Genomic DNA, 24,429 nt, shown 5'->3' with positions numbered 1-24,429 from the left:
AATTCGGACGGAAGCCGTGGTGAGGGAAATAACAAACGGTCAAGCAGAGGGAAATTCAAAGCGACGCCGGATGAATGGGCAGGTTTCCTTACCGCCTTCGCGCTACGGCAGCAGCCCCGCCCTGCGGGCCGCGGTCACCGCCTCCCCTCGTGTGTGCGCGCCCAGCTTCCGCATCGCCGAACGCAGGTAACCCTTCACCGTCTCCGGGCGCAGCCCCAGCCGCTCGGCCACCGCCGCGTTGGTGGCCCCCGCCGCCACCCAGGACAACACGTCCAGCTCCCGTGGCGCCAGGGTCACGCCCCCGGCTCGTGGCGGCGCGGTCAGCAGACCGCACGCGGCCAGCAGTTCGGCCCGCAGCCCCGGGTCCGCGATCCGCGGCGCGAGCGCCCGCAGCGCCGCGTGCGCTTCGCGCACCTGTTCCCACGCTCCCCCCTGCTCGGCGCCGGTCCGCTCCGGCCGGGCCGCGGCCAGCAGCCCCCCGGCCTCGTCCCGTACCACCAGGGCCTGCTCCACGTCCCGCGCCGCCGCCACCGCGGCGCCCAGCGTGCGGTCGCCGAGCGGCTGGGCCGAGCGCAGCGCACCGTACAGCACCCCCCGCACCCGGCGCCGCACCACCACCGGCACCGCGAGCACCGCGCGGATGCCCTCGGCGGCCACCGGCACGTCGTACTCGTGGCTGATCTGCCGGGAGCTGGAGTAGTCGGTCACCGCGCACGGCCGGGCCAGTGCCACCGCCTTGCCGCCGAGCCCGCTGCCGGAGGTCACCGCGAGCGAGCGCAGCGCGGCCGTGGTCGTGCCGCTCAGCTCGCTGATCCGGATCTGCGGCCGGCCGGACTCCACCAGGCCGCCGAAGGCGACGGGAAGCCCCGTCGCCCGCCGCAGCCGGGCCAGCGCGCCCCCGATCTCCACCGCCCCCACCGCGTCTGCCGTCACGAACACGCCCCTTCGGCCGCCCACACCCCCGTTCGGGGGTAGTGAGACCTGCATCACGGATTAGACGATGCCAGAGAGCCGCCCGGCAATGGTCCGGAAGAGCCGGAGTGAACCGTCAGCAAGGAGTGTGCGATGACCACGGCGACCGAGTCGTTCCGCAGGGCCCGGGACTTCCTGCTGGAGCACCGCGAGGACTACGCCACGGCCTACGAGGGCTTCCGCTGGCCCCGGCCCGGCCACTTCAACTGGGCGCTGGACTGGTTCGACGTGATCGCCGACGGCAACGACCGCACCGCGCTGCACATCGTCGAGGAGGACGGCACCGAGACCCGGCTGTCCTTCGCCGAGCTGGCCGAACGGTCCAACCGTCTCGCCCGGTGGCTGCGGGAGCGCGGAGTCGCCGCCGAGGACCGCGTCCTCGTCATGCTCGGCAACCAGGCCGAGCTGTGGGAGACCGCGCTGGCCGCGATGAAGCTGCGCGCGGTGGTCATCCCGGCCACGGTGCTGCTCGGCGCGGCCGACCTGCGCGACCGCGTGGAGCGCGGCCGGGTCAAGCACGTGATCGCGCGCGCCGAGGACACGGCGAAGTTCGCCGACGTGCCCGGCGCCTACACCCGGATCTCGGTCGGCGGTCTGCCGGAGGAGGGCTGGGAGCCGTACGAGGACGCGTACACGGCCCCCGCCGAGTTCCTCCCCGACGGCCCGACCCTGGCCGACGACCCCCTGATGCTCTACTTCACCTCCGGTACGACCGCCCGCCCCAAGCTGGTCGAGCACACCCACACCTCGTACCCGGTCGGGCACCTGGCCACCATGTACTGGATCGGCCTCAAGCCCGGCGACGTCCACCTGAACATCTCCTCGCCCGGCTGGGCCAAGCACGCCTGGTCGAACCTGTTCGCGCCGTGGAACGCGGAGGCGACCGTCTTCGTCCTCAACTACACTCGCTTCGACGCGGCCCGGCTGATGACCGAGATGGACCGGGCGGGCGTGACCACGTTCTGCGCGCCGCCGACCGTGTGGCGGATGCTCATCCAGGCCGACCTCGGGCAGCTGCGCACCCCGCCCCGCGAGATCGTGGCCGCCGGCGAGCCGCTCAACCCGGAGGTCATCGAGCAGGTCCGGCGGGCCTGGGGGGTGACCGTCCGGGACGGGTTCGGGCAGACCGAGACCGCCGTGCAGGTCTCCAACAGCCCCGGCCAGCCGCTGAAGACCGGCTCGATGGGCCGCCCCAGCCCCGGTTTCCGGGTGGAACTCCTCGACCCGGTCTCCGGCGCGCCCGGCGCCACCGAGGGCGAGATCGCGCTCGACCTCGCCGAGCGCCCGGTCGGCCTGATGACCGGCTACCACGGGGACCCCGACCGCACCGCGGAGGCCATGGCGGGCGGCTACTACCGCACCGGGGACATCGCCACCCGGGACGAGGAGGGATACCTCACCTACATCGGGCGCAGCGACGATGTGTTCAAGTCCTCGGACTACAAGGTGAGTCCGTTCGAGCTGGAGAGCGCGCTGCTGGAGCACGAGGCGGTGGCCGAGGCGGCCGTCGTGCCCGCCCCGGACGAGCTGCGGCTCTCCGTGCCCAAGGCGTACGTCGTCCTCGCCGAGGGCTGGCAGCCCGGCCCCGACACCGCGAAGGCCGTCTTCGAGCACTCGCGCGAGGTGCTCGCCCCGTACAAGCGCATCCGCCGGCTGGAGTTCGGCGCGCTGCCCAAGACCGTCTCCGGCAAGATCCGCCGGATCGAGCTGCGCGAGGCCACGGCGGCCGGCTCGCAGGACGAGTACCGCGAGGAGGACTTCCGGTGACCGCACCGCTGTCGTACACGCACGGGACGAGCCCGACCGTCCTGCTCGGCGACACCATCGGCGCCGACCTGGACCGGGCGGTGGCGGCCTGGCCGGAGCGGGAGGCCCTGGTCGACGTACCGTCGGGGCGGCGCTGGACGTACGCGGAGTTCGGCGCCGCCGTCGAGGAGCTGGCGCGGGCGCTGGCCGTGAGCGGGATCGCCAAGGGCGACCGGGTGGGCATCTGGGCGGTCAACTGCCCGGAGTGGGTCCTGGTCCAGTACGCCACCGCCCGCATCGGCGCGATCATGGTCAACATCAATCCGGCCTACCGCACCCACGAGGTCGAGTACGTCCTCAAGCAGTCGGGGGTCTCCCTGCTGGTGGCCTCTCTCAGGCACAGGACGAGCGACTACCGGGCGATGGCCGAGCAGGTGCGCGGCAACTGCCCCGAGCTGCGCGAGATCGTGTACATCGGCGACCCGGGCTGGGAGGCACTGCTCCGCCGCGCGCGGCCCGACGTGTCGTTCGAGGACCTGTCCTGCGACGACCCCGTCAACATCCAGTACACCTCCGGCACGACCGGCTTCCCGAAGGGCGCCACGCTCTCCCACCACAACATCCTGAACAACGGGTACTTCGTGGGGGAGCTGCTCGGTTACAGCGAGCAGGACCGGATCTGCGTCCCGGTGCCCTTCTACCACTGCTTCGGCATGGTGATGGGCAATCTGGCGGCCACCTCCCACGGCGCCTGCGTGGTCATCCCGGCGCCCTCCTTCGACCCGAAGGCCACGCTGGAGGCGGTGCAGCGGGAGCGGTGCACGTCCCTGTACGGCGTCCCGACCATGTTCATCGCGGAGCTGAACCTCCCGGACTTCGCCGACCACGACCTGTCCTCCCTGCGCACCGGCATCATGGCGGGCTCGCCGTGTCCGGTGGAGGTGATGAAACGGGTGGTGGCCGAGATGCACATGGAGCAGGTCTCCATCTGCTACGGCATGACGGAGACGTCCCCGGTGTCCCTGCAGACACGGATCGAGGACGACCTGGAGCACCGCACCGCCACGGTCGGCCGGGTCCTGCCCCACCTGGAGGTCAAGGTCGTCGACCCGGCCACCGGGGCCACCGTGCCGCGGGGCACGGCGGGCGAGTTGTGCACCCGCGGCTACAGCGTGATGCTCGGCTACTGGAACGAGCCGGACAGGACGGCCGAGGCGATCGACGCGGGCCGCTGGATGCACACCGGGGACCTGGCGGTGATGCGCGAGGACGGGTACGTCGAGATCGTCGGCCGGATCAAGGACATGATCATCCGGGGCGGCGAGAACATCTACCCGCGCGAGATCGAGGAGTTCCTCCACGCCCACCCGGGGATCCGGGACGTCCAGGTCGTCGGGGTGCCGCACGAGCGGTACGGCGAGGAGGTCCTGGCCTGTGTCATCCCGGGCGACCCGGCGGACCCGCCGACCCTGGAGGAGGTGCGGGAGTTCTGCGCGGGCCGGCTCGCGCACTACAAGATCCCCAGCCGGCTCCGCGTTCTCGACTCCTTCCCGATGACGGTGTCCGGAAAGGTCCGCAAGGTGGAACTGCGGGAGAAGTACGGGGTGTGAAACGGCGGCGGCCGAACATCCGCTGAAGGGAGTAGGCGGTCCCGGACCGAGCGCGCTGTCGGCGGCGTACCCGGCCCGGGACTCGTCTGCCGGGCGCGCGGGCCGGGGCGGCCGCCTCCGCGCCCGGAGCCGGGCGTGCCGGTTGCGGGCTCCCGTCAGGCGTGCCCGTCCCGGGCCCTGGAAGCCGGGTCCGGGGCGCCCGTGGTGTGCAGGGTCTCGGCGGGGCCGTTCACCGGCTGCGGGACGCCCGCGAGGTCGAGCACGAACAGCGGGACGCCGAGCGCGTCCGCGCCGGTGCGGGCGGCGCCGGTGTAGCCGGCGAGGGAGAAGTACACGCACCGCGCGGACTCGGTCATCGCCGTCAGCCACAGGCACTCCACGTCCCTCGGCCCGGCCGGCCGCACGGTGGGGTCCACCTGGGCGAGCAGCCCGCGGGCGGCGAGCCCGATGCCGTTCGGGGGCCGCTGGTCGGCACGGCGGACGTCCCCGTAGCCGAGCCAGCCCAGGTAGAGCGCGGCGGTCGTGACGGCGTCGCGGGCGGTGCGGACGGGGCGGGGCCGGAAGGGCGGCCGCCGCCGCTCGGTTTCCCGGGTGCCGTCGGCGTCGGCCGCGCCCGGCTCCGGTGCCGCCGGGCCCTCGGCCACCGGAACGCGCAGGACCGTGCCGCACGGGCAGCCCAGTTCCGGGCGGGGCCAGTGGTTGCCGCGTCCGCAGGCGGCGCACGGCACGGTGAGCCACTCGTCGTCCCAGGCGCGGTGCGGCGCCACGGCCGGCTCGGCCGCCGGATCCAGTCGTGGCGCGGTCGGCGCTCCGCACGCGCACGGATAGGCCGGCGCGGTGTAGAGGTGCGTGCGCCGGCAGACCGGACAGCGCACCGGAACGCTCTCGGGCATGGCCCACCCCCAGGCGTCGCGTAGGCGTCGCGCCCATGGTCCTCCTCTCCGGCCGCTCCTGTCCGGCGCTTTCCGCTGTCCGGACCACTCTTGACGACCTTGCCCCTCCCACTTACATTGCTTCCAGATAGCAGAAATCAATTTCCGCAATGTGAAAACGTTGCGGAAAAGATTGCGGAAGATGTTGGTGCTCACCGCGGGGCGCGACGGGAGTACGCATCCGACAGCCGAAGCAGGAGTACTCGATGGCTCGTATGACCGCTGCCCGCGCGGCAGTTGAGATCCTCAAGCGCGAGGGCGTCACCGACGCCTTCGGTGTGCCGGGCGCGGCGATCAACCCGTTCTACAAGGCACTCAAGGAGGGTGGCGGCGTCAACCACACCCTCGCCCGCCACGTCGAGGGTGCCTCGCACATGGCCGAGGGCTACACCCGGACCAAGCCGGGCAACATCGGTGTCTGCATCGGCACCTCCGGTCCGGCCGGCACCGACATGATCACCGGCCTGTACTCCGCCATCGGCGACTCCGTCCCGATCCTGTGCATCACCGGTCAGGCCCCCACGAGCGTCATCCACAAGGAGGACTTCCAGGCCGTCGACATCGCCTCGATCGCCGGGCCGGTCACGAAGATGGCGGTCACCGTCCTGGAGGCCGCGCAGGTGCCCGGCGTGTTCCAGCAGGCGTTCCACCTGATGCGCTCCGGCCGGCCCGGCCCGGTCCTGATCGACCTGCCGATCGACGTGCAGCTCACCGAGATCGAGTTCGACCCGGAGACCTACGAGCCGCTCCCGGTCTACAAGCCGGCCGCGACCCGCGCGCAGATCGAGAAGGCGCTCTCCTTCCTGCTCGCCGCCGAACGCCCGGTCATCGTCGCCGGCGGCGGCGTCATCGGCGCCGACGCCTCCGACCTGCTGGTGGAGTTCGCTGAGCTGACCCAGACCCCGGTCGTCCCGACCCTGATGGGCTGGGGCGCGCTCCCCGACGACCACGAGCTGAACGCCGGCATGGTCGGCGTCCAGACCTCGCACCGGTACGGCAACGCCAACTTCCTGGAGTCGGACGTCGTCCTCGGCATCGGCAACCGCTGGGCCAACCGCCACACCGGCTACAAGCTCGACGTCTACCGGGGCGAGCGCAAGTTCGTCCACGTCGACATCGAGCCCACCCAGATCGGCAAGATCTTCCCGCCGGACTACGGGGTCGTCTCCGACGCCAAGGCCGCGCTGGAGCTGTTCGTCGAGGTCGCGAAGGAACTGAAGGCCGCCGGCAAGCTCCCCGACCGCTCCGGCTGGGTCGCCTCGACGCAGGAGCGCAAGGCGACCCTGCTGCGCCGTACGCACTTCGACAACGTGCCCATGAAGCCGCAGCGCGTGTACGAGGAGATGAACAAGGCCTTCGGTCCGGACACCCGGTACGTCACCACGATCGGCCTCTCCCAGATCGCCGGCGCGCAGATGCTGCACGTCTACAAGCCCCGCCACTGGATCAACTGCGGTCAGGCCGGCCCGCTCGGCTGGACCATCCCGGCCGCGATCGGCGTCGCCAAGGCCGACCCGGACGCCCCGGTCGTCGCGCTCTCCGGCGACTACGACTTCCAGTTCCTGATCGAGGAGCTCGCGGTCGCCGCCCAGCACCGGATCCCCTACGTCCACGTGCTGGTGAACAACGCCTACCTGGGACTCATCCGCCAGGCGCAGATCGGTCTGGACATCAACTTCCAGGTCAACCTGGAGTTCGAGAACATCAACAGCCCCGAGCTGGGCGTCTACGGCGTGGACCACGTCAAGGTCGCCGAGGGCCTCGGCTGCAAGGCGATCCGGGTCACCGAGCCGGACCAGCTGGGCGCCGCGTTCGAGCAGGCGAAGAAGCTGGCCGCCGAGTACCGGGTGCCGGTCGTCGTGGAGGCGATCCTGGAGCGCATCACCAACATCTCGATGAGCCGCACGATGGACATTAGCGACATCAGCGAATTCGAGGACCTGGCCACCGAGCCCGGCCACGCGCCGACGTCGATCAAGCCGCTGAAGGTCTGACACGTCCGGCACACACGAGGGGCGGCCCGTCCAGGGGAGACGGGCCGCCCCTTCGCCGTACCCGCCCGCCGACGCCTGGCGGGGCGTCGGCGGGAAGCTCGGTCGACGCCGCCGCTCCCGTAGCTGCCGCCCCCGTGGTCGTGACCGCCGTGCCCGGACCGCCGTGGTCGTGGCCACCGCGCGTGCCGCCCCCCGGGTCGTCGCCGTCCCGGTCGCCCGGTCGCCGTACGGCTCCTCGTCACCGGCGACGCGGCGCAGGCCGGTGCCCCGGGCGAACCCGGCCTGTCAGCCCGGCCTCGCGGGCGAACCGCGGCACGAGCACAGTCGGGGGCCGCTCGCCGTACGGCGCCACCGCGTCACCGCGAGCAGCACCTCCGCCTCCGGCAGCCCGTCGGGCCTCCGGCAGCGGACGGCGCTCGCGCAGCTCCGCCGCAGACGGCGGGCGGCACGGCGGCGGCACCACAGCAGTGCGTCCGCCGCGAGTGCGCCCCGCATCCGGGCCAGGGCCGGCCGCACCGCCGCGCGGCCGGGCAGCTCCCGCGCTCCGGCGGGCCGGTGCAGACCGGCTACTACGGCGGATGCCGGAAGGCGCCTGCGCCGCCCGCCCCGGTCCTGCGCAGCGTGCCCGGCCGGCCGGCCTCGACCGCGCCGCGCGGGCACGGAGCGAGGACGGCCCACGGGACACCCCCCCCGAGCGGGGCCCGCCGCCCCCGTGCCGACGGGCCCCTGTGCCTGAATGTGCCCTGTCGCGGGGGTGGTTGGAACCTCCGCCGCGGTCTTCAGAGGTTCATTTGAGGGTTGCGCACCTGGCCTACGGCCCTTGCCGTACGCGCCGCCGTCACAGCTCGTGCTCCGACAGCCCCGGCCAGTCGTCCGGGCCGCCGCCCTGCCATTCGATCAGGTCGCTCTCCTCCACCTCGATCCGGTCCAGGTCGGCCAGCCGCAGGATCTCCACGACGTCGTCCAGGTGCGAGGCGATCCCCAGCATCACGTCCCCCTCGGTCACCCGCCGGGAACCGTCCAGAGCCGGGGCATGCACCACGATGTGCGGAAAGTGAGTCGGATTCGCCATGCCTTCAGCCTGCGGCGCGAGCGGTGCGGACGCACGCCGGGCCGGTCCCGTGCCGCGCCGAACGCACGAGAGCGCCCCCTGGAGCAGGGGGCGCTCTCGGCACCGTGTGGTTGCCGTCCGACGGCGCGAGGCCGGGCGCGACAGGTCGTTCGCGCCGCCGGACGGGGTGGGCGGGCCCCGGAAAGGGGGCTGGGTGGGACCGCGGTGGCTGCGACGGAGCCGGGAGCCCTTCCCTCTGGTCGAGAAGGGGACCCGGTCCTTCACCACCGCACTGGCTCGCAGGCCGCCGCGGTCCTCGCCCTGCCCGCGCCCTCCGCCCGCGGCCACCCCTCATCCGGGCCGCCGGGCGTACTGCGCGGGCCGCGTGCGGGACCAAGACCTCCCGTCAGGTCCCGTACGCTGCTCGTGTTCCTGGTGCTCAGTCCTCGCGCAGGGCGCGGACCGCCTCCTCCACGCGCTTGCCGTACTCGGGGTCGGCGGCGTGGAAGTGGGCCAGGTTCTTCTCGATCACGTCGTCGCGGGAGACCTGCGAGAGGCCGCCGGCGATGTTCGCGATCAGGCGGGACTTCTCCTCCTCCGACATCAGCCGGTACAGCTCGCCGGCCTGGAAGAAGTCGTCGTCCTTGGTGTGGAGCGGGGCCTCGTGGGTGCCCGTGTGGCCGTTCACCGCGAGCGGGGCCGACAGCGGGCGGCCGGTCTCGGCCGGGCCGTCGTAGGAGTTCGGCTCGTAGTTCTTGGCGTGGCGGCCCTGGGCGTTGGTGGCCATGAATCCGTCGCGGCCGTAGTTCTGCACGGTCGTCGCCTTCGGGGCGTTGACCGGCAACTGGGTGTGGTTGACGCCGAGGCGGTAGCGGTGGGCGTCGGCGTAGGCGAACAGGCGGCCCTGGAGCATCTTGTCCGGGGACGGGCCGATGCCGGGCACGAAGTTGTTCGGGGAGAACGCGGCCTGCTCGACCTCGGCGAACACGTTGTCCGGGTTGCGGTCCAGGACCAGGCGGCCCACGCGCTGCAGCGGGTAGTCCCGGTGCGGCCAGACCTTGGTCAGGTCGAACGGGTTGAAGCGGTACTCGGCCGCCTCGGCCGCCGGCATGATCTGGACGTAGAGGGTCCAGGACGGGTGGACGCCCCGCTCGATGGCCTGCAGGAGGTCCGTCTGGTGGGAGTTGGGGTCCTTGCCCGCCAGCTCCTGCGCCTGCTCGGTGGACAGGCAGCGGATGCCCTGGTTCGTCTTGAAGTGGTACTTGACGTAGAAGGCCTCGCCCTGGTCGTTCGTCCACTGGTAGGTGTGCGAGCCGAAGCCGTTCATGTGCCGGTACGACGCCGGGATGCCGCGGTCGCCCATCAGCCAGGTGATCTGGTGCGTGGCCTCGGGGGAGTGCGCCCAGAAGTCCCAGACGTTGTCCGGCTCCTGCTTGCCGGTGAACGGGTCCCGCTTCTGCGAGTGGATGAAGTCGGGGAACTTGATCGGGTCCTTGATGAAGAACACCGGGGTGTTGTTGCCGACGAGGTCGTAGTTGCCCTCCTCGGTGTAGAACTTCACCGCGAAGCCGCGGGGGTCACGGACCGCGTCGGCGCCGCCGAGGGAGTCGGCGACCGTGGAGAAGCGCAGGAAGACCTCGGTGCGCTTGCCGATCTCGCCGAGGAAGGCGGCGTGGGTGTAGCCGGTGACGTCGTCCGTCACCTCGAAGTGGCCGTACGCGCCGGAGCCACGGGCGTGCACCACACGCTCCGGGATCCGCTCGCGGTTGAAGCGCGCGAGCTTCTCCAGGAGGTGCTGGTCCTGGATCAGGAGCGGGCCGCCGACGCCGGCGGAGGCGGAATTCTGGTTGTCGGCGACCGGGGCGCCGGACTCTGTGGTGAGCACGCGCTGCGACATCGTGGACCTTCCGTGCGGGTGTCAGCGGAAACCTGTTTCCGCTTCGTGGAGCCTAGAAGTGGGGCAACTGGGCGTCAACAGTTTGTTGAAGAGAAATCAACGATGTGTTGAAGGCGATTCCGGGCCGCGGCGCCGCCTGGGCGCGACAGGACAGGTGTCAGCGGCGCCGCGGCCCGGAAGTCTGGGGGAGGGCGGTCAGACCTGGGCGCCGGAGAGGCGCTCCACCGCCCGCAGCAGCGCCGAGTGGTCCAGGCCGCCGTCGCCCTGGGCGCGCAGCGAGGCGACCAGCTGGGCGACCACGGCACCGACCGGGAGGGCGGCGCCGACGTTGCGGGCGGCGTCGGTGACGATGCCCATGTCCTTGTGGTGCAGGTCGATGCGGAAGCCCGGCTTGAAGTCGCGGTTCAGGAAGTTGTCCTTCTTGCGCGTCAGCACGGTGGAGCCCGCGAGGCCGCCGCCCAGGACGTCCAGCGCGGCCGCCAGGTCCACGCCCGACTTCTCCAGGAAGACCACGGCCTCGGCGCACGCCTGGATGTTCACGGCGACGATCAGCTGGTTGGCGGCCTTCACGGTCTGACCGGAGCCGTGCGGACCGCACAGCACGATCGTCTTGCCGAGCGCCTCGAAGATCGGCTTGGCCTGGTCGAAGTCGGCCTGCTCACCGCCGACCATGATCGACAGTACGGCCTCGACGGCACCGGCCTCGCCGCCGGACACCGGGGCGTCCAGCACGCGGACGCCCTTGTCCCGGGCGGCCTCGGCCAGGTCGACGGAGGTCTGCGGGGTGATCGAGGACATGTCGATCAGCAGGGCGCCCTGCTTCGCGTTCTCCAGGATGCCGTCCGGGCCGTAGGCGATGGCCTCGACCTGCGGGGAGGCGGGGACCATGGTGATCACCACGTCGGCGTCCCGCACGGCCTCGGCGATCGAGGCGGCGGCCGTACCGCCGGCGGCGGCCAGCCGGTCCAGCTTCTCCTGCTCCAGCGTGAAACCGGTGACCTGGTAACCCGCCTTGATCAGGTTCTCGGACATGGGGGAGCCCATGATGCCGAGGCCGATCCAGGCGATCTTGGGAAGACTCATCGGGGGTGCCTTTCTCAGTACAGGATGATCAGCGGGCCGCGCGGGCCTCGGCGGGCAGCCAGTCGAAGGCCTCGGCGCTCGGGCGGTCGCCGGGCTTGTACTCCAGGCCGACCCACCCGTCGTAACCGGCCTTGCGGAGCTGGTCGAGCAGCTCCTCCAGCGGGAGCGAGCCCGTGCCGGGGGCACCGCGGCCGGGGTTGTCGGCGATCTGGACGTGGCCGGTCTTCGCCGCGTACCGCTCGACGACCGAGGGCAGGTCCTCGCCGTTCATGGACAGGTGGTAGAGGTCCATGAGGAACTTGGCGTTGCCGAGTCCCGTCGCCGCGTTCACCTTGTCGACGACCCCGATCGCGGCCGGCGCCGACACCAGCGGGTACAGCGGCGACTCGGGCCGGTTGAGGGCCTCGATCAGGAGGACCGCGCCGATCCGGTCGGCCGCACGGGCCGCGAGGACCAGGTTCTCCAGGGCGAGCGCGTCCTGCTCGGCCGGGTCCGTGCCGTCCACGCGGTTGCCGTAGAGCGCGTTGAGCGCCGTGCAGCCGAGCGAGGCCGCGAAGTCCGCGGCGACGTCGATGTTGGCGCGGAAGCGCTCCGACTCCTCGCCGGGGACCGAGAGGGCACCGCGGTCGGGGCCGGGCAGCCGCCCTGCGTAGAAGTTCAGGCCCGTGAGCCGGACTCCGGCGTCCTCGACGGCCTTCTTCAGGGCGTCCAGTTCGGACTGGGCGGGGGTGGGCGAGTCGATCCAGGGCCACCACAGCTCGACCGCGGAGAAGCCCGCCGCGGCGGCGGCCGCGGGGCGCTCCAGGAGCGGGAGTTCCGTGAAGAGGATCGACAGGTTGACGTTGAAGCGCTGGTCTGCAAATCCCATTCGGGTCGCGCTCCCTTCCGTGTCATTATTCCGTATTACGGAAGTTCGTTTCTGCGTAATGGAAGATTGCCGCCGTGTGTCGCCGCTTGTCAAGGGGGGTCCGCCACCGGCCGCCCCAAAGGCCCTGCCGGGCGTTAGGTTGAGCGCGTGCGATTGAGAGTGGAGTTCACGACCGAACCCTTCGACCTGGACGAGGCGCCCGCGCACGCCCTGGTGGCGCGGGAGGTCATCGAGGAGGCCGAGCTGGACGCCGTCGACGTCGGCCCCTTCGGCAACACGGCCGAGGGCGGTGCCGACCGTGTGCTGTCCGCGGTGGGCGCGCTGCTGCGCAAGACCCTGGAGGCCGGTGCCACGCGGGTCTCGCTCCAGGTCAACGTGATCGACGACGGGATCGGGGAGGGCGATAGGTGACCGGGGAAGAGCCCTTCATCGCGGCCGTGAAGCCGCTGGTCGACGCGATGGGCGCGGCACTGCTGCCGCCCGACGAGGCCGGCCCCGAGGACGTCGTCCTCGCCTGGGAGGGCGTCGACGTCGTCGCCGTGCGCCTGCCCCAGCTCGCCGACTCCCTCGACCACATCCTCGCCGCCATGGAGCGCAGGCAGGGCCGGCCGCTGGCCGACCTGGACCGCAAGGCCAAGCAGGAACTCGTGCGCAGCCTGGAGGCGCGCGGCGCGTTCGCCGTGCGGCACGGCGTGGAGACCGTGGCGAGCGCGCTCGGCGTCAGCCGCTTCACGGTCTACAACTACCTCAACCGGGAGAAGGGGGCGTAGCGCTCGGCGCGGGGTGCGGCGTCCGGGGCGCCGTGGCTGTCGTCGCGCGTCCGCTGTGCCGACGCGGCTGGTCACGCGGTTCGCCGCGTCATCGCGGGGCACTCTGCTTGTTACGCGGAATTTTCAACAAAGTGTTGACGTGATGTTTCCGAGGGCGTTAGCTATCGGCAGCCCGTTCAGCACGACGGCCCATCGCGGCCACGGAGGCTCCCGTGACGTCGACTTCCACGCCCCCGGGCCTGGCCCGGTTCAACGATCTCGGGGAGAGCGCGGCCCTCGCCGCCCTCCACGAGGCGTGCGCCTCCACCGAGTGGGCCCGGCGGCTGCTCGCCGGCCGCCCGTACGCCACCGTGGAGGATTTGTACACCGCCAGCGACGCCGCCATGGCCGAGCTGACCACCGCGGACCTCCAGGAGGCGATGGCCGGCCATCCGCCGATCGGGCGCCCCAAGACCGGCGACCCGACCTCCGCCCGCGAACAGCGCGGCATGGCCGGAGCCTCCGAGGAACTCAAGGCCGAGATGCTCGAACTCAACCTGGCCTACCAGGAGAAGTTCGGCCATGTCTTCCTCATCTGCGCCACCGGCCGGACCGGCGAGCAGATGCGGGACGCGGTCAAGGAGCGGATCGGGAACGCGCCGGAGCAGGAGCGGGAGATCGTCCGCACCGAGCTGGGCAAGATCAACCGCATCCGACTGGCCCGACTCGTCGAAGAGGACGCCTGACACCATGAGCACCAGCACCACCGCCTCCGTGTCCACGCACATCCTGGACACCTCGATCGGCCGCCCCGCCGAGGGCGTCGCCGTCCACCTCTCCGCCCGGCGCGGCAGCTCCGCCGACTACGGGCAAGGAGGGGACTGGCAGGCGCTCGGCGGCTCCGCGACCGACGCCGACGGCCGGTGCAAGGACCTGCCGGCGCTGCCGGAGGGGACCACCCACGTACGGCTCGACTTCGCCGTCGAGCCGTACTTCGAAGGACAAACTGCGAAGAAGCAAGCCGATGCGCAGCAGGACGCCCCCGCGACTCGGGACAGCGGTGCGTCGCCCGTGTTCTTCCCGGAGGTGGCGATCACGTTCGCCGTCGTACCGGGCGAGCACTACCACGTGCCGCTGCTGCTCAACCCGTTCGGCTACTCCGTTTACCGAGGGAGCTAGCTAAATGACCGTCAATTCCCGCCCTGCCCGCCCGGTCATCCTGGGACAGAACCAGTACGGCAAGGCCGAGAACCGAGTCGTCAAGATCACGCGGGACGGCGCCACCCACCACATCAAGGACCTCAACGTCTCCGTCGCGCTGAGCGGCGACATGGAGGAGGTCCACTACTCCGGCTCCAACGCCAACGTCCTGCCGACCGACACCACCAAGAACACGGTGTTCGCGTTCGCCAAGGAGTACGGCATCGAGTCCGCCGAGCAGTTCGGCATCCACCTCGCCCGGCACTTCGTCACCAGCCAGGAGCCGATCCACCAGGCGCGCATCCGGATCGAGGAGTACTCCTGGGAGCGGATCGAGACCTCCGACGCCAACAGCAGGTTCATCGGCGCCGACGAGGTCAAGCACTCCTTCGTCCGCAAGGGCCAGGAGACCCGCCTCACCCAGATCACCTACGACGGCGAGAAGTGGGAGGTCGTCTCCGGCCTGAAGGACCTGGTCGTGATGAACTCGACCAACTCCGAGTTCTGGGGCTACGTCAAGGACAAGTACACCACCCTCCAGGAGGCGTACGACCGCATCCTGGCCACCCAGGTCTCCGGCCGCTGGCGGTTCAACTGGACCGACGACGAGCAGAAGATGCCCAACTGGGAGAAGTCCTACGAGCAGACCAGGAAGCACATGCTCCAGGCCTTCGCCGAGACCTACTCCCTCTCGCTGCAGCAGACGCTGTACCAGATGGGCGCGCGCATCATCAACAACCGCGGCGAGATCGACGAGGTCCGCTTCTCGCTGCCGAACAAGCACCACTTCCTGGTGGACCTGGAGCCGTTCGGTCTCAAGAACGACAACGAGGTCTACTTCGCCGCCGACCGCCCCTACGGCCTCATCGAGGCCACGATCCTGCGGGACGGCTGTGAGGCCCGTATCCCGGTCGACATGACCAACCTCTGACGCGGGACGCGCGCCCCCCGGCCCCGCCACCCGGGCCGGGGGCGCGCGACACCGGAGGGAACGAAATGGCACAGCCTGCGAAGGGGCCCGACACAGCCCCCTGTTCCACCCCGCCGGAGCACACCGAGGACGCCGTCACGTCCGTGCACCCGGTGGACGAGAAGCTCCACCTCTCGCGGCTCGTCCCCGCCGCGCTCCAGCACATCGCCGCGATGTACGCGGGCGTTGTCACTCCTCCGCTCATCATCGGCCAGGCCTGCGGACTCGACATCGCGGCCCGCACCCGGCTCATCGCCGCGAGCCTGCTCATCGCGGGCGTCGCGACCGTTCTGCAGACCATCGGCGTCAAGGGCCTCGTCGGCAACCGGCTGCCCTTCGTCAACGCCGCCTCCTCCGCCGGCATCGCACCGATCCTCGCGATCGCCGAGACCAACGGCCGGGGCCACCAACTCCCCGCGATCTACGGCGCGGTGATGGTCGCCGGAGTCTTCTGCCTGGCCCTCGGCCCCTTCTTCGGCCGGCTGCTGCGCTTCTTCCCGCCCCTGGTCACCGGCGTCGTCATCACCCTGATCGGCGTCACCCTGATGCCCGTCCCGGTCGGCTGGGCACAGGGCGGCGACACGACCGCCGCCGACTTCGGCGCCATGCGGCACCTCGCGCTCGCCGGGTTCACCCTCGCCGTCATCCTGCTGGTCCAGCGCTTCGGCAAGGGCTTCGTCAGGCAGATCGCCCTGCTGTTCGGACTGCTCGTCGGCACCCTCGCCGCGATCCCCTTCGGCATGGCCGACTTCAGCGGCCTGAGGTCCGCGCCCGTCGCCGCGCTGCCCACCCCGTTCGCCTTCGGCGCACCCGAGTTCCAGCCCGCGGCCATCCTCTCGCTGTGCATCGTGATGCTGGTGCTGATGACCGAGTCCAGCGCCGGCATGCTCGCCCTCGGCGAGATCTGCGGCCGCAGCGCCGACGCCCGGACCATCACCCGGGGCCTGCGCACCGACGGCATCGCCACCCTGGTCGGTCCCGTCTTCGGCGGCTTCCCCACCTCCGCCTTCGCCCAGAACGTCGGCGTCGTCTCCCTCACCCGGGTGCGCAGCCGGTACGTCGTCGCCGTCGCCGGTGCCACCCTGCTGGTCCTCGGTGCCTTCCCGGTCCTCGGCGCGGTCGTCTCCCTGGTCCCCATGCCGGTCCTCGGCGGCGCGGGCATCGTCCTCTTCGGCTCCATCGCCGTCAGCGGCATCCGTACACTGTCCGAGGCGGGCCTGGACGACAGCTCCAACATCATCCTGGTGGCCGTGGCGCTCGGTGCCGGCATCATCCCGCTGGCCGCTCCGACCTTCTACGCCGGCTTCCCGGCCTGGGCGCAGACCGTGCTCGGCTCCGGCATCAGCGCGGGCGCGCTCGTCGCGGTCCTGCTGAACCTGTTCTTCCACCATCTCGGCACCCGGAGCGGCCAACCGGCTCCGGCACTCAAATCCTCCTAGGGTCCTGCCGTGCCCTCCCCGTGGACACCCCCCGTCCACGGGCCGCCACTGAAAGACAAGGAAGCACCATGGCGCCATCGGCAGCCGAGCGCATCGTCATCGAGAACTGTGCCATCGCCACGGTGGACGCGGGCGACACGGAGTACGCCTGCGGACACCTCGTCCTCGCCGGCAACCGCATCGAGTCGGTCGGCGCCGGCAAGGCACCCGAGGGCCTGGAGAACGTGGTGCGCCGGATCGACGCGAGCGGCCATCTGGCCACGCCCGGTCTGGTCAACACCCACCACCACTTCTACCAGTGGATCACCCGCGGCCTGGCCACCGACCACAACCTGTTCAACTGGCTGGTCGCGCTCTACCCCACCTGGGCGCGCATCGACGAGCAGATGACGTACGCCGCCGCGCAGGGGTCCCTCGCCATGATGGCCCGCGGCGGCGTCACCACCGCCATGGACCACCACTACGTCTACCCGCACGGCTCCGGCGACCTGTCCGGCTCCATCATCCGGGCCGCCGCCGAGACGGGCGTGCGCTTCACGCTGGCCCGCGGCTCGATGGACCGCAGCGAGAAGGACGGCGGCCTGCCCCCGGACTTCGCCGTCGAGACGCTGGACGGCGCCCTCGCCGCCACCGAGGAGACGGTCCGCAGGCACCACGACGCCTCCTTCGACGCGATGACCCAGGTGGCGGTCGCGCCCTGCTCGCCGTTCTCCGTCTCCACCGAACTCATGCGCCAGGGCGCCGAGCTGGCCCGCCGCCTCGGCGTACGGCTGCACACCCACGGCTCGGAGACGGTGGAGGAGGAGAAGTTCTGCCACGAGCTGTTCGGCATGGGCCCGACCGACTACTTCGAGTCCACCGGCTGGCTCGGTGAGGACGTGTGGATGGCGCACTGCGTCCACATGAACGACTCCGACATCGCCGCCTTCGCCCGCACGAAGACCGGTGTCGCCCACTGCCCGTCCTCCAACGCCCGCCTCGCCGCCGGCATCGCCCGCGTCCCCGACATGCTGCGGTCGGGCGTCCCGGTCGGCCTCGGCGTCGACGGCACCGCCTCCAACGAGTCCGGTGAACTCCACACCGAGCTGCGCAACGCCCTGCTGATCAACCGCCTGGGCGCCCACCGCGAGGCCGCCCTGAACGCCCGCCAGGCGCTCAGGCTCGGCACCCACGGCGGCGCCCGCGTCCTCGGCCGGGCGGAGCAGATCGGCTCGCTGGAGCCCGGCAAGCTCGCCGACCTGGTGCTGTGGAGGATGGACACCCTCGCCCACGCCTCCATCGCCGACCCGGTGACCGCGCTGGTCTTCGGCGCGGCGGCCCCGGTCACCGCGTCCTTCGTGGACGGCCGGCAGATCGTGGAGAACGGCCGCCTGCTCACCGTCGACGAGGACGCCGTGGCCGCCTCCACCCGCGCGGAGGCCCAGCGCCTGGCCCGGATCGCCGCACAGGCCTGACCCCGGGCCGCACAGACTCCGGCCGGGAGGGACGGCTCCCGGCCGGGGCCGTGGATCCGAGCGGGATCCACGGCACGCCGTCTCCGGGTCGCGTGTGGACGCACGCGCCCCGGAGACGGTCACCCCCACACCGTCCGCTCAACCGCTCAACCGCTCAGCCGCCACCCCCCCCGACGGTCCCTCCCCATAGCGCCCGGCAAGCCCCCGGCTTCGCCCGAGCAGGGAGGTGCCCCATGCCCACACGCACCACCTCCATGAAACCCACGTCCCAGACGACGTGTTACCCGTCCGGAGGACCCGCCGTGGCCGCCCATCCCGTAGACGAGAAACTCCCCGCCCTGAAAATGGCGACCAGCGGCCTGCAGCACGTGGCCGCCATGTACGCAGGAGTCGTCGCCCCACCCCTGATCGTCGGCGCGGCCATCGGCCTGAGCGCGACCGACCTGACCTTCCTCACCGGTGCCTGCCTGTTCACCGCGGGCCTCGCCACCTTCCTCCAGACGCTCGGCCTCTGGAAGATCGGCGCCCGCCTGCCCTTCGTCAACGGCGTCACCTTCGCCGGTGTCGCCCCCATGACCGCGATCGTCGCCTCCACCGAGGACAAGTCCGACGCCCTGCCGGTCATCTTCGGCGCGGTCATCGTCGCCGGCCTCCTCGGTTTCCTCGCCGCCCCGGTCTTCTGCAAGGCGGTGCGCTTCTTCCCGCCCGTCGTCACCGGCTCGGTCATCACACTGATCGGCGTGTCCCTCCTGCCGGTCGCGTTCGGCTGGGCGCAGGGCCCCGACCCCCGGGCGGACGACTACGGTTCCACCACCTACCTCACCCTCGCCGGCGTCACCCTGCTGATCGTCCTGCTGCTGCGCCGCTTCACCCGGGGCTTCGTCAAGCAGATCGCCGTCCTGCTCGGTCTGATCGCGGGCACGCTCGTCGCGATACCGTTCGGCGTCACGGACTTCGGTCCCGTCGGCGAGGCCGACGTCGTGGGCTTCCCGACCCCGTTCCACTTCGGCGCCCCCCAGTTCCAGCTCGCCGCGATCCTCTCCCTGTGCGTGGTGATGGTGGTGTCGATGACCGAGTCGACCGCCGACATGCTGGCGCTCGGCGAGATCGTGGAGCGCCCGGCGGACGAGCGGACCATCGCCGCCGGCCTGCGCGCCGACACCCTGGGCTCGGCGATCAGCCCGCTGTTCAACGGCTTCATGTGCAGTGCCTTCGCGCAGAACATCGGTCTGGTCGCGATGACGAGGGTCCGCAGCCGCTATGTCGTCGCGACCGGCGGCGGCTTCCTGGTCCTGATGGGCCTGTGCCCGATGGCGGCCTCGCTCATCGCCGTCGTACCCCGCCCGGTCCTCGGCGGCGCCGGTGTCGTGCTGTTCGGCTCGGTCGCCGCGAGCGGCATCCAGACGCTGGTCCGGGCCGGCCTCGACAAGGACAACAACGTCCTGATCGTCGCCGTGTCCCTCGCGGTCGGCATCATCCCGATCACCGCGCCGGAGTTCTACCACGCGTTCCCCGAGACCGCGAAGATCGTCCTGGACTCGGGGATCTCCACGGGCTGCGTCACAGCCGTGGTGCTCAACCTCCTCTTCAACCACCTCGGCAGGGGACGCGAGGCCCAGGACGTCACCCATCCGATGGAGTCGGGGGAGGAGATCGCCGCGGTGCACTGAGAGCGGCGGTCAGGACGTGACCGGCTCAGCCGGCCGGGGGAGACGGGGGCACCGTCACCCCCGGCCACCGCATGAGGTGGGCGAACAGCTCGGCCTGTTCGATCGCGTCGTCCAGCGCGTGGTGCGTGTGCCGGCGCCGGGACAGCAGCTCACGCGGCATGGTGCCCTTCGCCACCGACCGCAGCGGAAGCCCGGCCTTCGTCGCGTACAGCGTCTTCATGTCCAGACAGCCCGAGTGCCCGAAGGGGCTGGAGCCGGTGAAGCGGATCAGGTACCAGTACAGGAACATCCAGTCGTACGACGCCGGGTAGCCGCACATCACCGGCTGCGCCCCCGCGCTCACCTCCCGCACCCACGCGGCGAACTCCGCGAGCGCCGCGTCCGGTTCGGCGCCCTCGGCGATCAGCCGGTCCCGGTCCAGCCCGCTCACCGCCAGCGCCTGCGGCACGAACTCCTCGCTCACCGGCCGCAGTTCGCGGTAGAAGGTCCGCTCCTCGGGATCGGCGGCCGTGAAGCCGGCACCGTCCTGCACCCCGGCGACCGCGGCCCCGAGGCTGAGCATCGAGTACGGTCCGGGAATCGGGCCGTCGGCCTCGATGTCGACGGAGATGTACACACTGGGCCTGACGCGGCGGGCGGACATGACCGGCAGCATCCCACCCGCGACGTGCGCGCGCACCCGGGTTCCGGGTGCCACGGCCCGCCTGACGCGGCGTCGGCCGCTGCGGAGGCCGCGCGGGAGAGGTCACCCCTCGCGCAGTGCCTTCGCCAGGGTCCCGTCGCCGGTCACCGTCACCCGTCCGGCCCGTACCGCGTCCGGCAGGCGGGTCTCGCCGCGGGCGATGGCCTCGCAGGTGGCCGCGTCCATCACCAGCCGGGCGTCCGCCTCGCCGGGGGCCGGACCGTCGCCGTAGACCGGGCCGTCCCCGGTGCCCACGTGGAGGTGGAAGTCGCCTTCCTCCAGGGCGACTTCCACGACCCCCTCGCCGTCCAGCGCCCGCAGCAGCGGCAGGGCGAACCAGTGGGCGCGGACGGCGTCCGTGGGGCGGCGCCCGCCCAGCTCCCCCTCGCCCCAGGTACCCAGCGCCTGGAGGACCGGGAGCAGCCCGCGTCCGCGTGCGGTGAGTTCGTAGACGTACGCCGCGCCCGGCGGGGGGAGCCGGCGCCTGGTGGTGAGGCCGTCGCGTTCCATGTCCTTCAGCCGTGAGGCGAGTACGTCCGTGCTGACGCCGGGCAGGTCCGCGTGCAGGTCCGTGTAGCGGCGGGGCCCGGCGAGCAGCTCCCGGACGATCAGCAGGGTCCATCGGTCGCCGACGAGGTCGAGCGCGCGGGCCGCGGAGCAGTACTGGTCGTAGCTTCGGCGAGGTGACATGCGACGCAGTGTAGACGCGTTGTTGGACTTTCCAAGCTCGCACTTGGTAAAACCAAGCAACACGAGTTTCCGGAGGGGCGCATGGAGTTCCGGCAGTCCAACAAGCTCAGCGAGGTGTGCTACGAGATCCGCGGCCCGGTGATCGAGCACGCGAACGCGCTGGAGGAGGCGGGGCACAGCGTGCTGCGCCTGAACACCGGCAATCCCGCTGCCTTCGGGTTCGAGGCGCCGGAGGAGATCCTCCAGGACATGATCCGGATGCTGCCGCAGGCGCACGGTTACACGGACTCCCGTGGCGTCCTCTCCGCCCGCCGCGCGGTCGCCCAGCGCTACCAGAACCTCGGCCTCGACGTCACCGTGGACGACGTCTTCCTCGGCAACGGGGTCTCGGAGCTGGTCTCCATGGCCGTGCAGGCGCTGGTCGAGGACGGCGACGAGATCCTCATCCCGGCACCGGACTTCCCCCTCTGGACGGCCGTCACCACGCTGGCCGGCGGCAAGGCCGTCCACTACCTGTGCGACGAGCAGGCCGACTGGACCCCGGACCTCGCCGACATGGCGTCGAAGATCACCGACCGCACCAAGGCCGTGGTCATCATCAACCCCAACAACCCCACGGGCGCGGTCTATCCGAAGGAGGTCGTCGAGGGCATCCTCGACCTGGCCCGCCGGCACGGCCTGATGGTCTTCGCCGACGAGATCTACGACCAGATCCTCTACGACGACGCCGTCCACCACTCGGCCGCCTCACTCGCCCCCGACCTCGTCGTCCTCACCTTCTGCGGCCTGTCCAAGACCTACCGGGTGGCGGGCTTCCGCTCCGGCTGGCTGGTGGTCACCGGTCCGAAGCAGCACGCCAGGGACTACCTGGAGGGCCTCACCATGCTGGCCTCCATGCGGCTGTGCGCCAACGCGCCCGCCCAGTACGCCATCCAGGCCGCGCTCGGCGGACGCCAGTCCATCCGCGAACTCACCCTGCCCGGCGGCCGGCTGCACGAGCAGCGGAACGTCGCCTGGGAGAAGCTGAACGAGATCCCCGGCGTGACCTGTGTCAAACCCAAGGGCGCGCTGTACGCGTTCCCGCGCATCGACCCCAAGGTGCACCCCATCCACGACGACGAGAAGTTCGTCCTGGACCTGCTGCTGCGCGAGAAGATCCAGGTGGTGCAGGGCACCGGCTTCAACTGGCCCGCCCCCGACCACTTCCGCATCCTGACCCTCCCGCACGCCGACGACCTGGAGGCGGCGATCGGCCGGATCGGCAGGTTCCTCAGCGGGTACCGGCAGTAGCCGCCTGGCCCGTTTCGCTCATCCGTGCGAAGATCACCCCCGTTGCCGGCCGGGGGCCGCCCGCGAAACGGGCCCGAGCGCCGTGGTGCGCGCGCCCGACCAGCGCCGCGCACCCGCCCGCCCCTTGGTCCGGCTCCGGCAGACCACACAGATCAGGGGGACCAGCAGTGTTCTCGTACGGACCACGCCGTACACCCGGAAGCGACGGTACGGCCGGCAGCAGCCGTACCCCCGCGGGGCGCCGCCCTGCCGTCGCCGTGCTGTGCGCCGTGCTGTTCGGCGCCGCCGTCCCGGGCGCGGGGGCCGCTCAGGCCGCGCCGTCCGCGTCCGCCGCCGGGCAGGAGGCACGGCAGGCCGCGCGGTTCTGGACCGCACAGCGCATGGCCGGCGCACGCCCGCTGGACGCGGCACGGCAGACCCCGGCGGCGCCGGGCGCGTCGGCCGCGGCCCGCCCGAAGGGCACCCTCTTCAAGGGGACCCGTCTGGTCGGCACGTTCTTCGGCTCCGACGGGCCGGGCGGCACCACCTGGCACTGCACCGGCAGCGTGATCGACACCAAGGCCCGGGACATCGTGCTCACCGCGGCCCACTGCGCGCTGAACATGAAGAGCGACTACGTCTTCGTCCCCAAGTTCGTGAAGGGCGCCGCCCCCGACCGGCAGCCGTACGGCATCTTCCACATCCAGCGGGTCTTCATCGACCCCCGCTACGTCCCCGACCGAGGCTCGGCCACCAGCAAGAAGGCCGCGTCCGACCTGGACACCGCCTTCGCCCGGGTCTCGGCCAACCAGTGGGGCACGTCCCTCCAGGACGCGGTCGGCGGCGGTCTCACCTTCACCCGCCCGGCCGGCTACAACCTCCGGAACGTCACCGTCACCGGATACCCCTCCCACCGGCACAACAGCGCCGGACGGGCCGTCAAGTGCACCGTCCCGACCAGGCAACTGCGCGGCTACCGGCAGCTGGCGATGACCTGCGGCGGCTACTACGGCGGCGTCTCCGGCAGCCCCTGGATCACCGACTACAAGGACGACGCCCGCACCGGACACGTCATCGGCAACCTCGGCGGCTACAACGGCGGCGGCAACGACGCCAACGTCGACTACATCAGCTACGGCACCGCGTTCGGCGCCGACGCCGCGAACCTCCTCGCCGACGCCGTCGCCGACCAGGCCCCGCCCACCGACCTGCCCCCCTACCGGGGCCTGAAGGGCACCCTGCCCGGCGGCGCGGCACGCTGGCGGGGAGCCGCGCTCATGGCCTCCGGCGACTACACGGGCGACCGGCACGGCGATCTGCTCGTCGTCTGGTCCGACGGCGGGGTCACCCTGCACCCCGGCGACGGCAAGGGCGGGTTCGGCGCCGAGAAGCGGCTCCGGCAGGCCAACTCCACCTGGACCCACGCCCGGACCATGACGGGCGGCACCTTCACCGGCGACCGGTCCGGGCTGCTGGTGCGCTGGTCCGACGGCGAGGTCACCCTCTACCCGCAGCCCGGCCCCTCCGGACTGGGCCGGGAGGTCCGGATGGCGGCGCCCGGCTCCGCATGGAAGAACGCCGTCCAGTTCACCGCCGGCGCGTTCGCGGACGGCGGCCGCACCGGACTGCTGGTGCGCCGGTCCGACGGCTCGCTCACCCTCTACCCCGGGATCGGGACCGGCGGCTTCGGCACCGGCACACTCCTCGCGGCAAACGGCACCTGGACCAAGGCCGCCCTGCTGACCGGCGGCGAGTTCGACGGCGCGGCCGGCGGGGACCTGCTGGTGCGCTGGGCGGACGGCACCCTCGACGCGTACGCCGGCACCTCGGCCGCCGGGCTCGGCACCAGGACCCGGATGCGCGGGCCGAACGGCCTGTGGACGCACGCGCAGGTGCTCACCGCCGGCGACTTCCGCCACGGTCGCACCGGCAACGACCTGGTCGTGCGCTGGTCCGACGGAGAGACCACGCTCTACGCCGACACCGGCACCAAGTCCCTGGGCACCGAGCACACACTGGTCCACCCCGGCACCTGACCGCGGTGGCCTCCCCGCGCCGACGGCGCTGGCGCGGGGACGCTCGCCGGGTGTGCGCGAGGACCAGGACGAGGACCGCGCCCCCGGTCCGCCGGGCCGGTGCGCGGCGCCCGCCGT

At 71.7% G+C, this 24,429-nt stretch carries 21 protein-coding genes; 13 read left to right on the top strand and 8 right to left on the bottom strand.

Annotated features, from left to right (window positions below; translation table 11 throughout):
* Window positions 1-102 precede the first annotated feature (102 nt).
* On the bottom strand, window positions 103-933 hold the full coding sequence (locus ACZ4VF_RS05530) for a helix-turn-helix transcriptional regulator (RefSeq protein ID WP_467923320.1): 831 nt from the start codon (window positions 931-933) through the stop codon (window positions 103-105).
* 132 nt (window positions 934-1,065) lie between these two features.
* Between ACZ4VF_RS05530 and ACZ4VF_RS05525 the strand changes: the two genes are divergently transcribed.
* Both ACZ4VF_RS05525 and ACZ4VF_RS05520 read left to right on the top strand, forming a co-directional pair.
* The gene (locus ACZ4VF_RS05525; RefSeq protein WP_467923319.1) at window positions 1,066-2,739 is read left to right on the top strand and encodes an AMP-binding protein; all 1,674 of its coding nucleotides are present in this window, start codon (window positions 1,066-1,068) and stop codon (window positions 2,737-2,739) included.
* Window positions 2,736-4,328, top strand: coding sequence for an AMP-binding protein (locus tag ACZ4VF_RS05520; RefSeq protein ID WP_467923318.1), 1,593 nt, complete (start codon window positions 2,736-2,738; stop codon window positions 4,326-4,328). The genes ACZ4VF_RS05525 and ACZ4VF_RS05520 overlap by 4 nt, the downstream gene beginning before the upstream one ends.
* Window positions 4,329-4,483: 155 nt before the next feature.
* Here ACZ4VF_RS05520 and ACZ4VF_RS05515 read toward each other — a convergent pair whose 3' ends face one another.
* Window positions 4,484-5,221: a hypothetical protein gene (locus tag ACZ4VF_RS05515; RefSeq protein ID WP_467923317.1), complete on the bottom strand. Its 738-nt coding sequence runs from the start codon at window positions 5,219-5,221 to the stop codon at window positions 4,484-4,486.
* A 245-nt stretch (window positions 5,222-5,466) separates the two neighbouring features.
* Here ACZ4VF_RS05515 and gcl point away from each other — a divergent pair, with 245 nt between their 5' ends.
* On the top strand, window positions 5,467-7,254 hold the full coding sequence (gcl, locus tag ACZ4VF_RS05510; RefSeq protein WP_467923316.1) for a glyoxylate carboligase: 1,788 nt from the start codon (window positions 5,467-5,469) through the stop codon (window positions 7,252-7,254).
* Between the two features lie 838 nt (window positions 7,255-8,092).
* On the opposite strand, the gene ACZ4VF_RS05505 is transcribed toward gcl, so the two are convergent.
* From ACZ4VF_RS05505 to ACZ4VF_RS05490, 4 genes are all read right to left on the bottom strand, one after another.
* Entirely contained in the window at window positions 8,093-8,326 is a 234-nt protein-coding gene (locus ACZ4VF_RS05505) for a hypothetical protein (RefSeq protein WP_388315974.1), read from the bottom strand.
* Between the two features lie 418 nt (window positions 8,327-8,744).
* Window positions 8,745-10,202 (bottom strand): catalase, encoded by a 1,458-nt coding sequence (locus ACZ4VF_RS05500; RefSeq protein ID WP_467923315.1) that lies wholly within the window; start codon window positions 10,200-10,202, stop codon window positions 8,745-8,747.
* Between the two features lie 195 nt (window positions 10,203-10,397).
* Window positions 10,398-11,285 (bottom strand): 2-hydroxy-3-oxopropionate reductase, encoded by an 888-nt coding sequence (locus ACZ4VF_RS05495; protein ID WP_467923314.1) that lies wholly within the window; start codon window positions 11,283-11,285, stop codon window positions 10,398-10,400.
* 28 nt (window positions 11,286-11,313) lie between these two features.
* Window positions 11,314-12,153: a TIM barrel protein gene (locus tag ACZ4VF_RS05490; protein ID WP_467923313.1), complete on the bottom strand. Its 840-nt coding sequence runs from the start codon at window positions 12,151-12,153 to the stop codon at window positions 11,314-11,316.
* Window positions 12,154-12,300: 147 nt separating this feature from the next.
* On the opposite strand from ACZ4VF_RS05490, the gene ACZ4VF_RS05485 reads away from it, so the two are divergent.
* The 8 genes from ACZ4VF_RS05485 (at window position 12,301) to ACZ4VF_RS05450 (ending at window position 19,635) form a co-directional block, all read left to right on the top strand.
* Entirely contained in the window at window positions 12,301-12,564 is a 264-nt protein-coding gene (locus ACZ4VF_RS05485) for a thiamine-binding protein (protein ID WP_467923312.1), read from the top strand.
* 47 nt (window positions 12,565-12,611) lie between these two features.
* Window positions 12,612-12,923: a helix-turn-helix domain-containing protein gene (locus ACZ4VF_RS05480; protein ID WP_467923782.1), complete on the top strand. Its 312-nt coding sequence runs from the start codon at window positions 12,612-12,614 to the stop codon at window positions 12,921-12,923.
* 212 nt (window positions 12,924-13,135) lie between these two features.
* On the top strand, window positions 13,136-13,648 hold the full coding sequence (uraD, locus tag ACZ4VF_RS05475) for a 2-oxo-4-hydroxy-4-carboxy-5-ureidoimidazoline decarboxylase (RefSeq protein ID WP_467923311.1): 513 nt from the start codon (window positions 13,136-13,138) through the stop codon (window positions 13,646-13,648).
* A 4-nt stretch (window positions 13,649-13,652) separates the two neighbouring features.
* Complete coding sequence (gene uraH / locus ACZ4VF_RS05470) at window positions 13,653-14,081, top strand: hydroxyisourate hydrolase (RefSeq protein WP_467923310.1); 429 nt, start codon at window positions 13,653-13,655, stop codon at window positions 14,079-14,081.
* Window positions 14,082-14,085: 4 nt separating this feature from the next.
* Window positions 14,086-15,033 (top strand): factor-independent urate hydroxylase, encoded by a 948-nt coding sequence (pucL, locus tag ACZ4VF_RS05465; protein ID WP_467923309.1) that lies wholly within the window; start codon window positions 14,086-14,088, stop codon window positions 15,031-15,033.
* A 65-nt stretch (window positions 15,034-15,098) separates the two neighbouring features.
* Window positions 15,099-16,511, top strand: a complete 1,413-nt coding sequence (locus tag ACZ4VF_RS05460; RefSeq protein WP_467923308.1) for a nucleobase:cation symporter-2 family protein — start codon at window positions 15,099-15,101, stop codon at window positions 16,509-16,511.
* A gap of 68 nt (window positions 16,512-16,579) precedes the next feature.
* Window positions 16,580-17,965: an 8-oxoguanine deaminase gene (locus ACZ4VF_RS05455; RefSeq protein ID WP_467923307.1), complete on the top strand. Its 1,386-nt coding sequence runs from the start codon at window positions 16,580-16,582 to the stop codon at window positions 17,963-17,965.
* A 302-nt stretch (window positions 17,966-18,267) separates the two neighbouring features.
* Window positions 18,268-19,635: a nucleobase:cation symporter-2 family protein gene (locus tag ACZ4VF_RS05450; RefSeq protein WP_467923781.1), complete on the top strand. Its 1,368-nt coding sequence runs from the start codon at window positions 18,268-18,270 to the stop codon at window positions 19,633-19,635.
* 25 nt (window positions 19,636-19,660) lie between these two features.
* Here ACZ4VF_RS05450 and ACZ4VF_RS05445 read toward each other — a convergent pair whose 3' ends face one another.
* Window positions 19,661-20,278, bottom strand: a complete 618-nt coding sequence (locus ACZ4VF_RS05445; protein WP_467923306.1) for a 3'-5' exonuclease — start codon at window positions 20,276-20,278, stop codon at window positions 19,661-19,663.
* Window positions 20,279-20,380: 102 nt separating this feature from the next.
* Window positions 20,381-21,007 carry a winged helix-turn-helix transcriptional regulator gene (locus ACZ4VF_RS05440; RefSeq protein WP_467923305.1) on the bottom strand — a complete coding sequence of 209 codons (627 nt, stop codon included), beginning with the start codon at window positions 21,005-21,007 and terminating at the stop codon, window positions 20,381-20,383.
* 81 nt (window positions 21,008-21,088) lie between these two features.
* Here ACZ4VF_RS05440 and ACZ4VF_RS05435 point away from each other — a divergent pair, with 81 nt between their 5' ends.
* A complete protein-coding gene (locus ACZ4VF_RS05435; protein WP_467923304.1) occupies window positions 21,089-22,297 on the top strand; it encodes a pyridoxal phosphate-dependent aminotransferase in 1,209 nt (402 codons plus the stop codon).
* 167 nt (window positions 22,298-22,464) lie between these two features.
* Window positions 22,465-24,312 carry a trypsin-like serine peptidase gene (locus tag ACZ4VF_RS05430; RefSeq protein WP_467923303.1) on the top strand — a complete coding sequence of 616 codons (1,848 nt, stop codon included), beginning with the start codon at window positions 22,465-22,467 and terminating at the stop codon, window positions 24,310-24,312.
* Window positions 24,313-24,429 lie beyond the last annotated feature (117 nt).

Source organism: Streptomyces sp. NPDC029151 (assembly GCF_055564315.1).
Note: the sequence above shows the minus strand (reverse complement) of the source record. Positions and strands in the feature narration are given on the sequence as shown.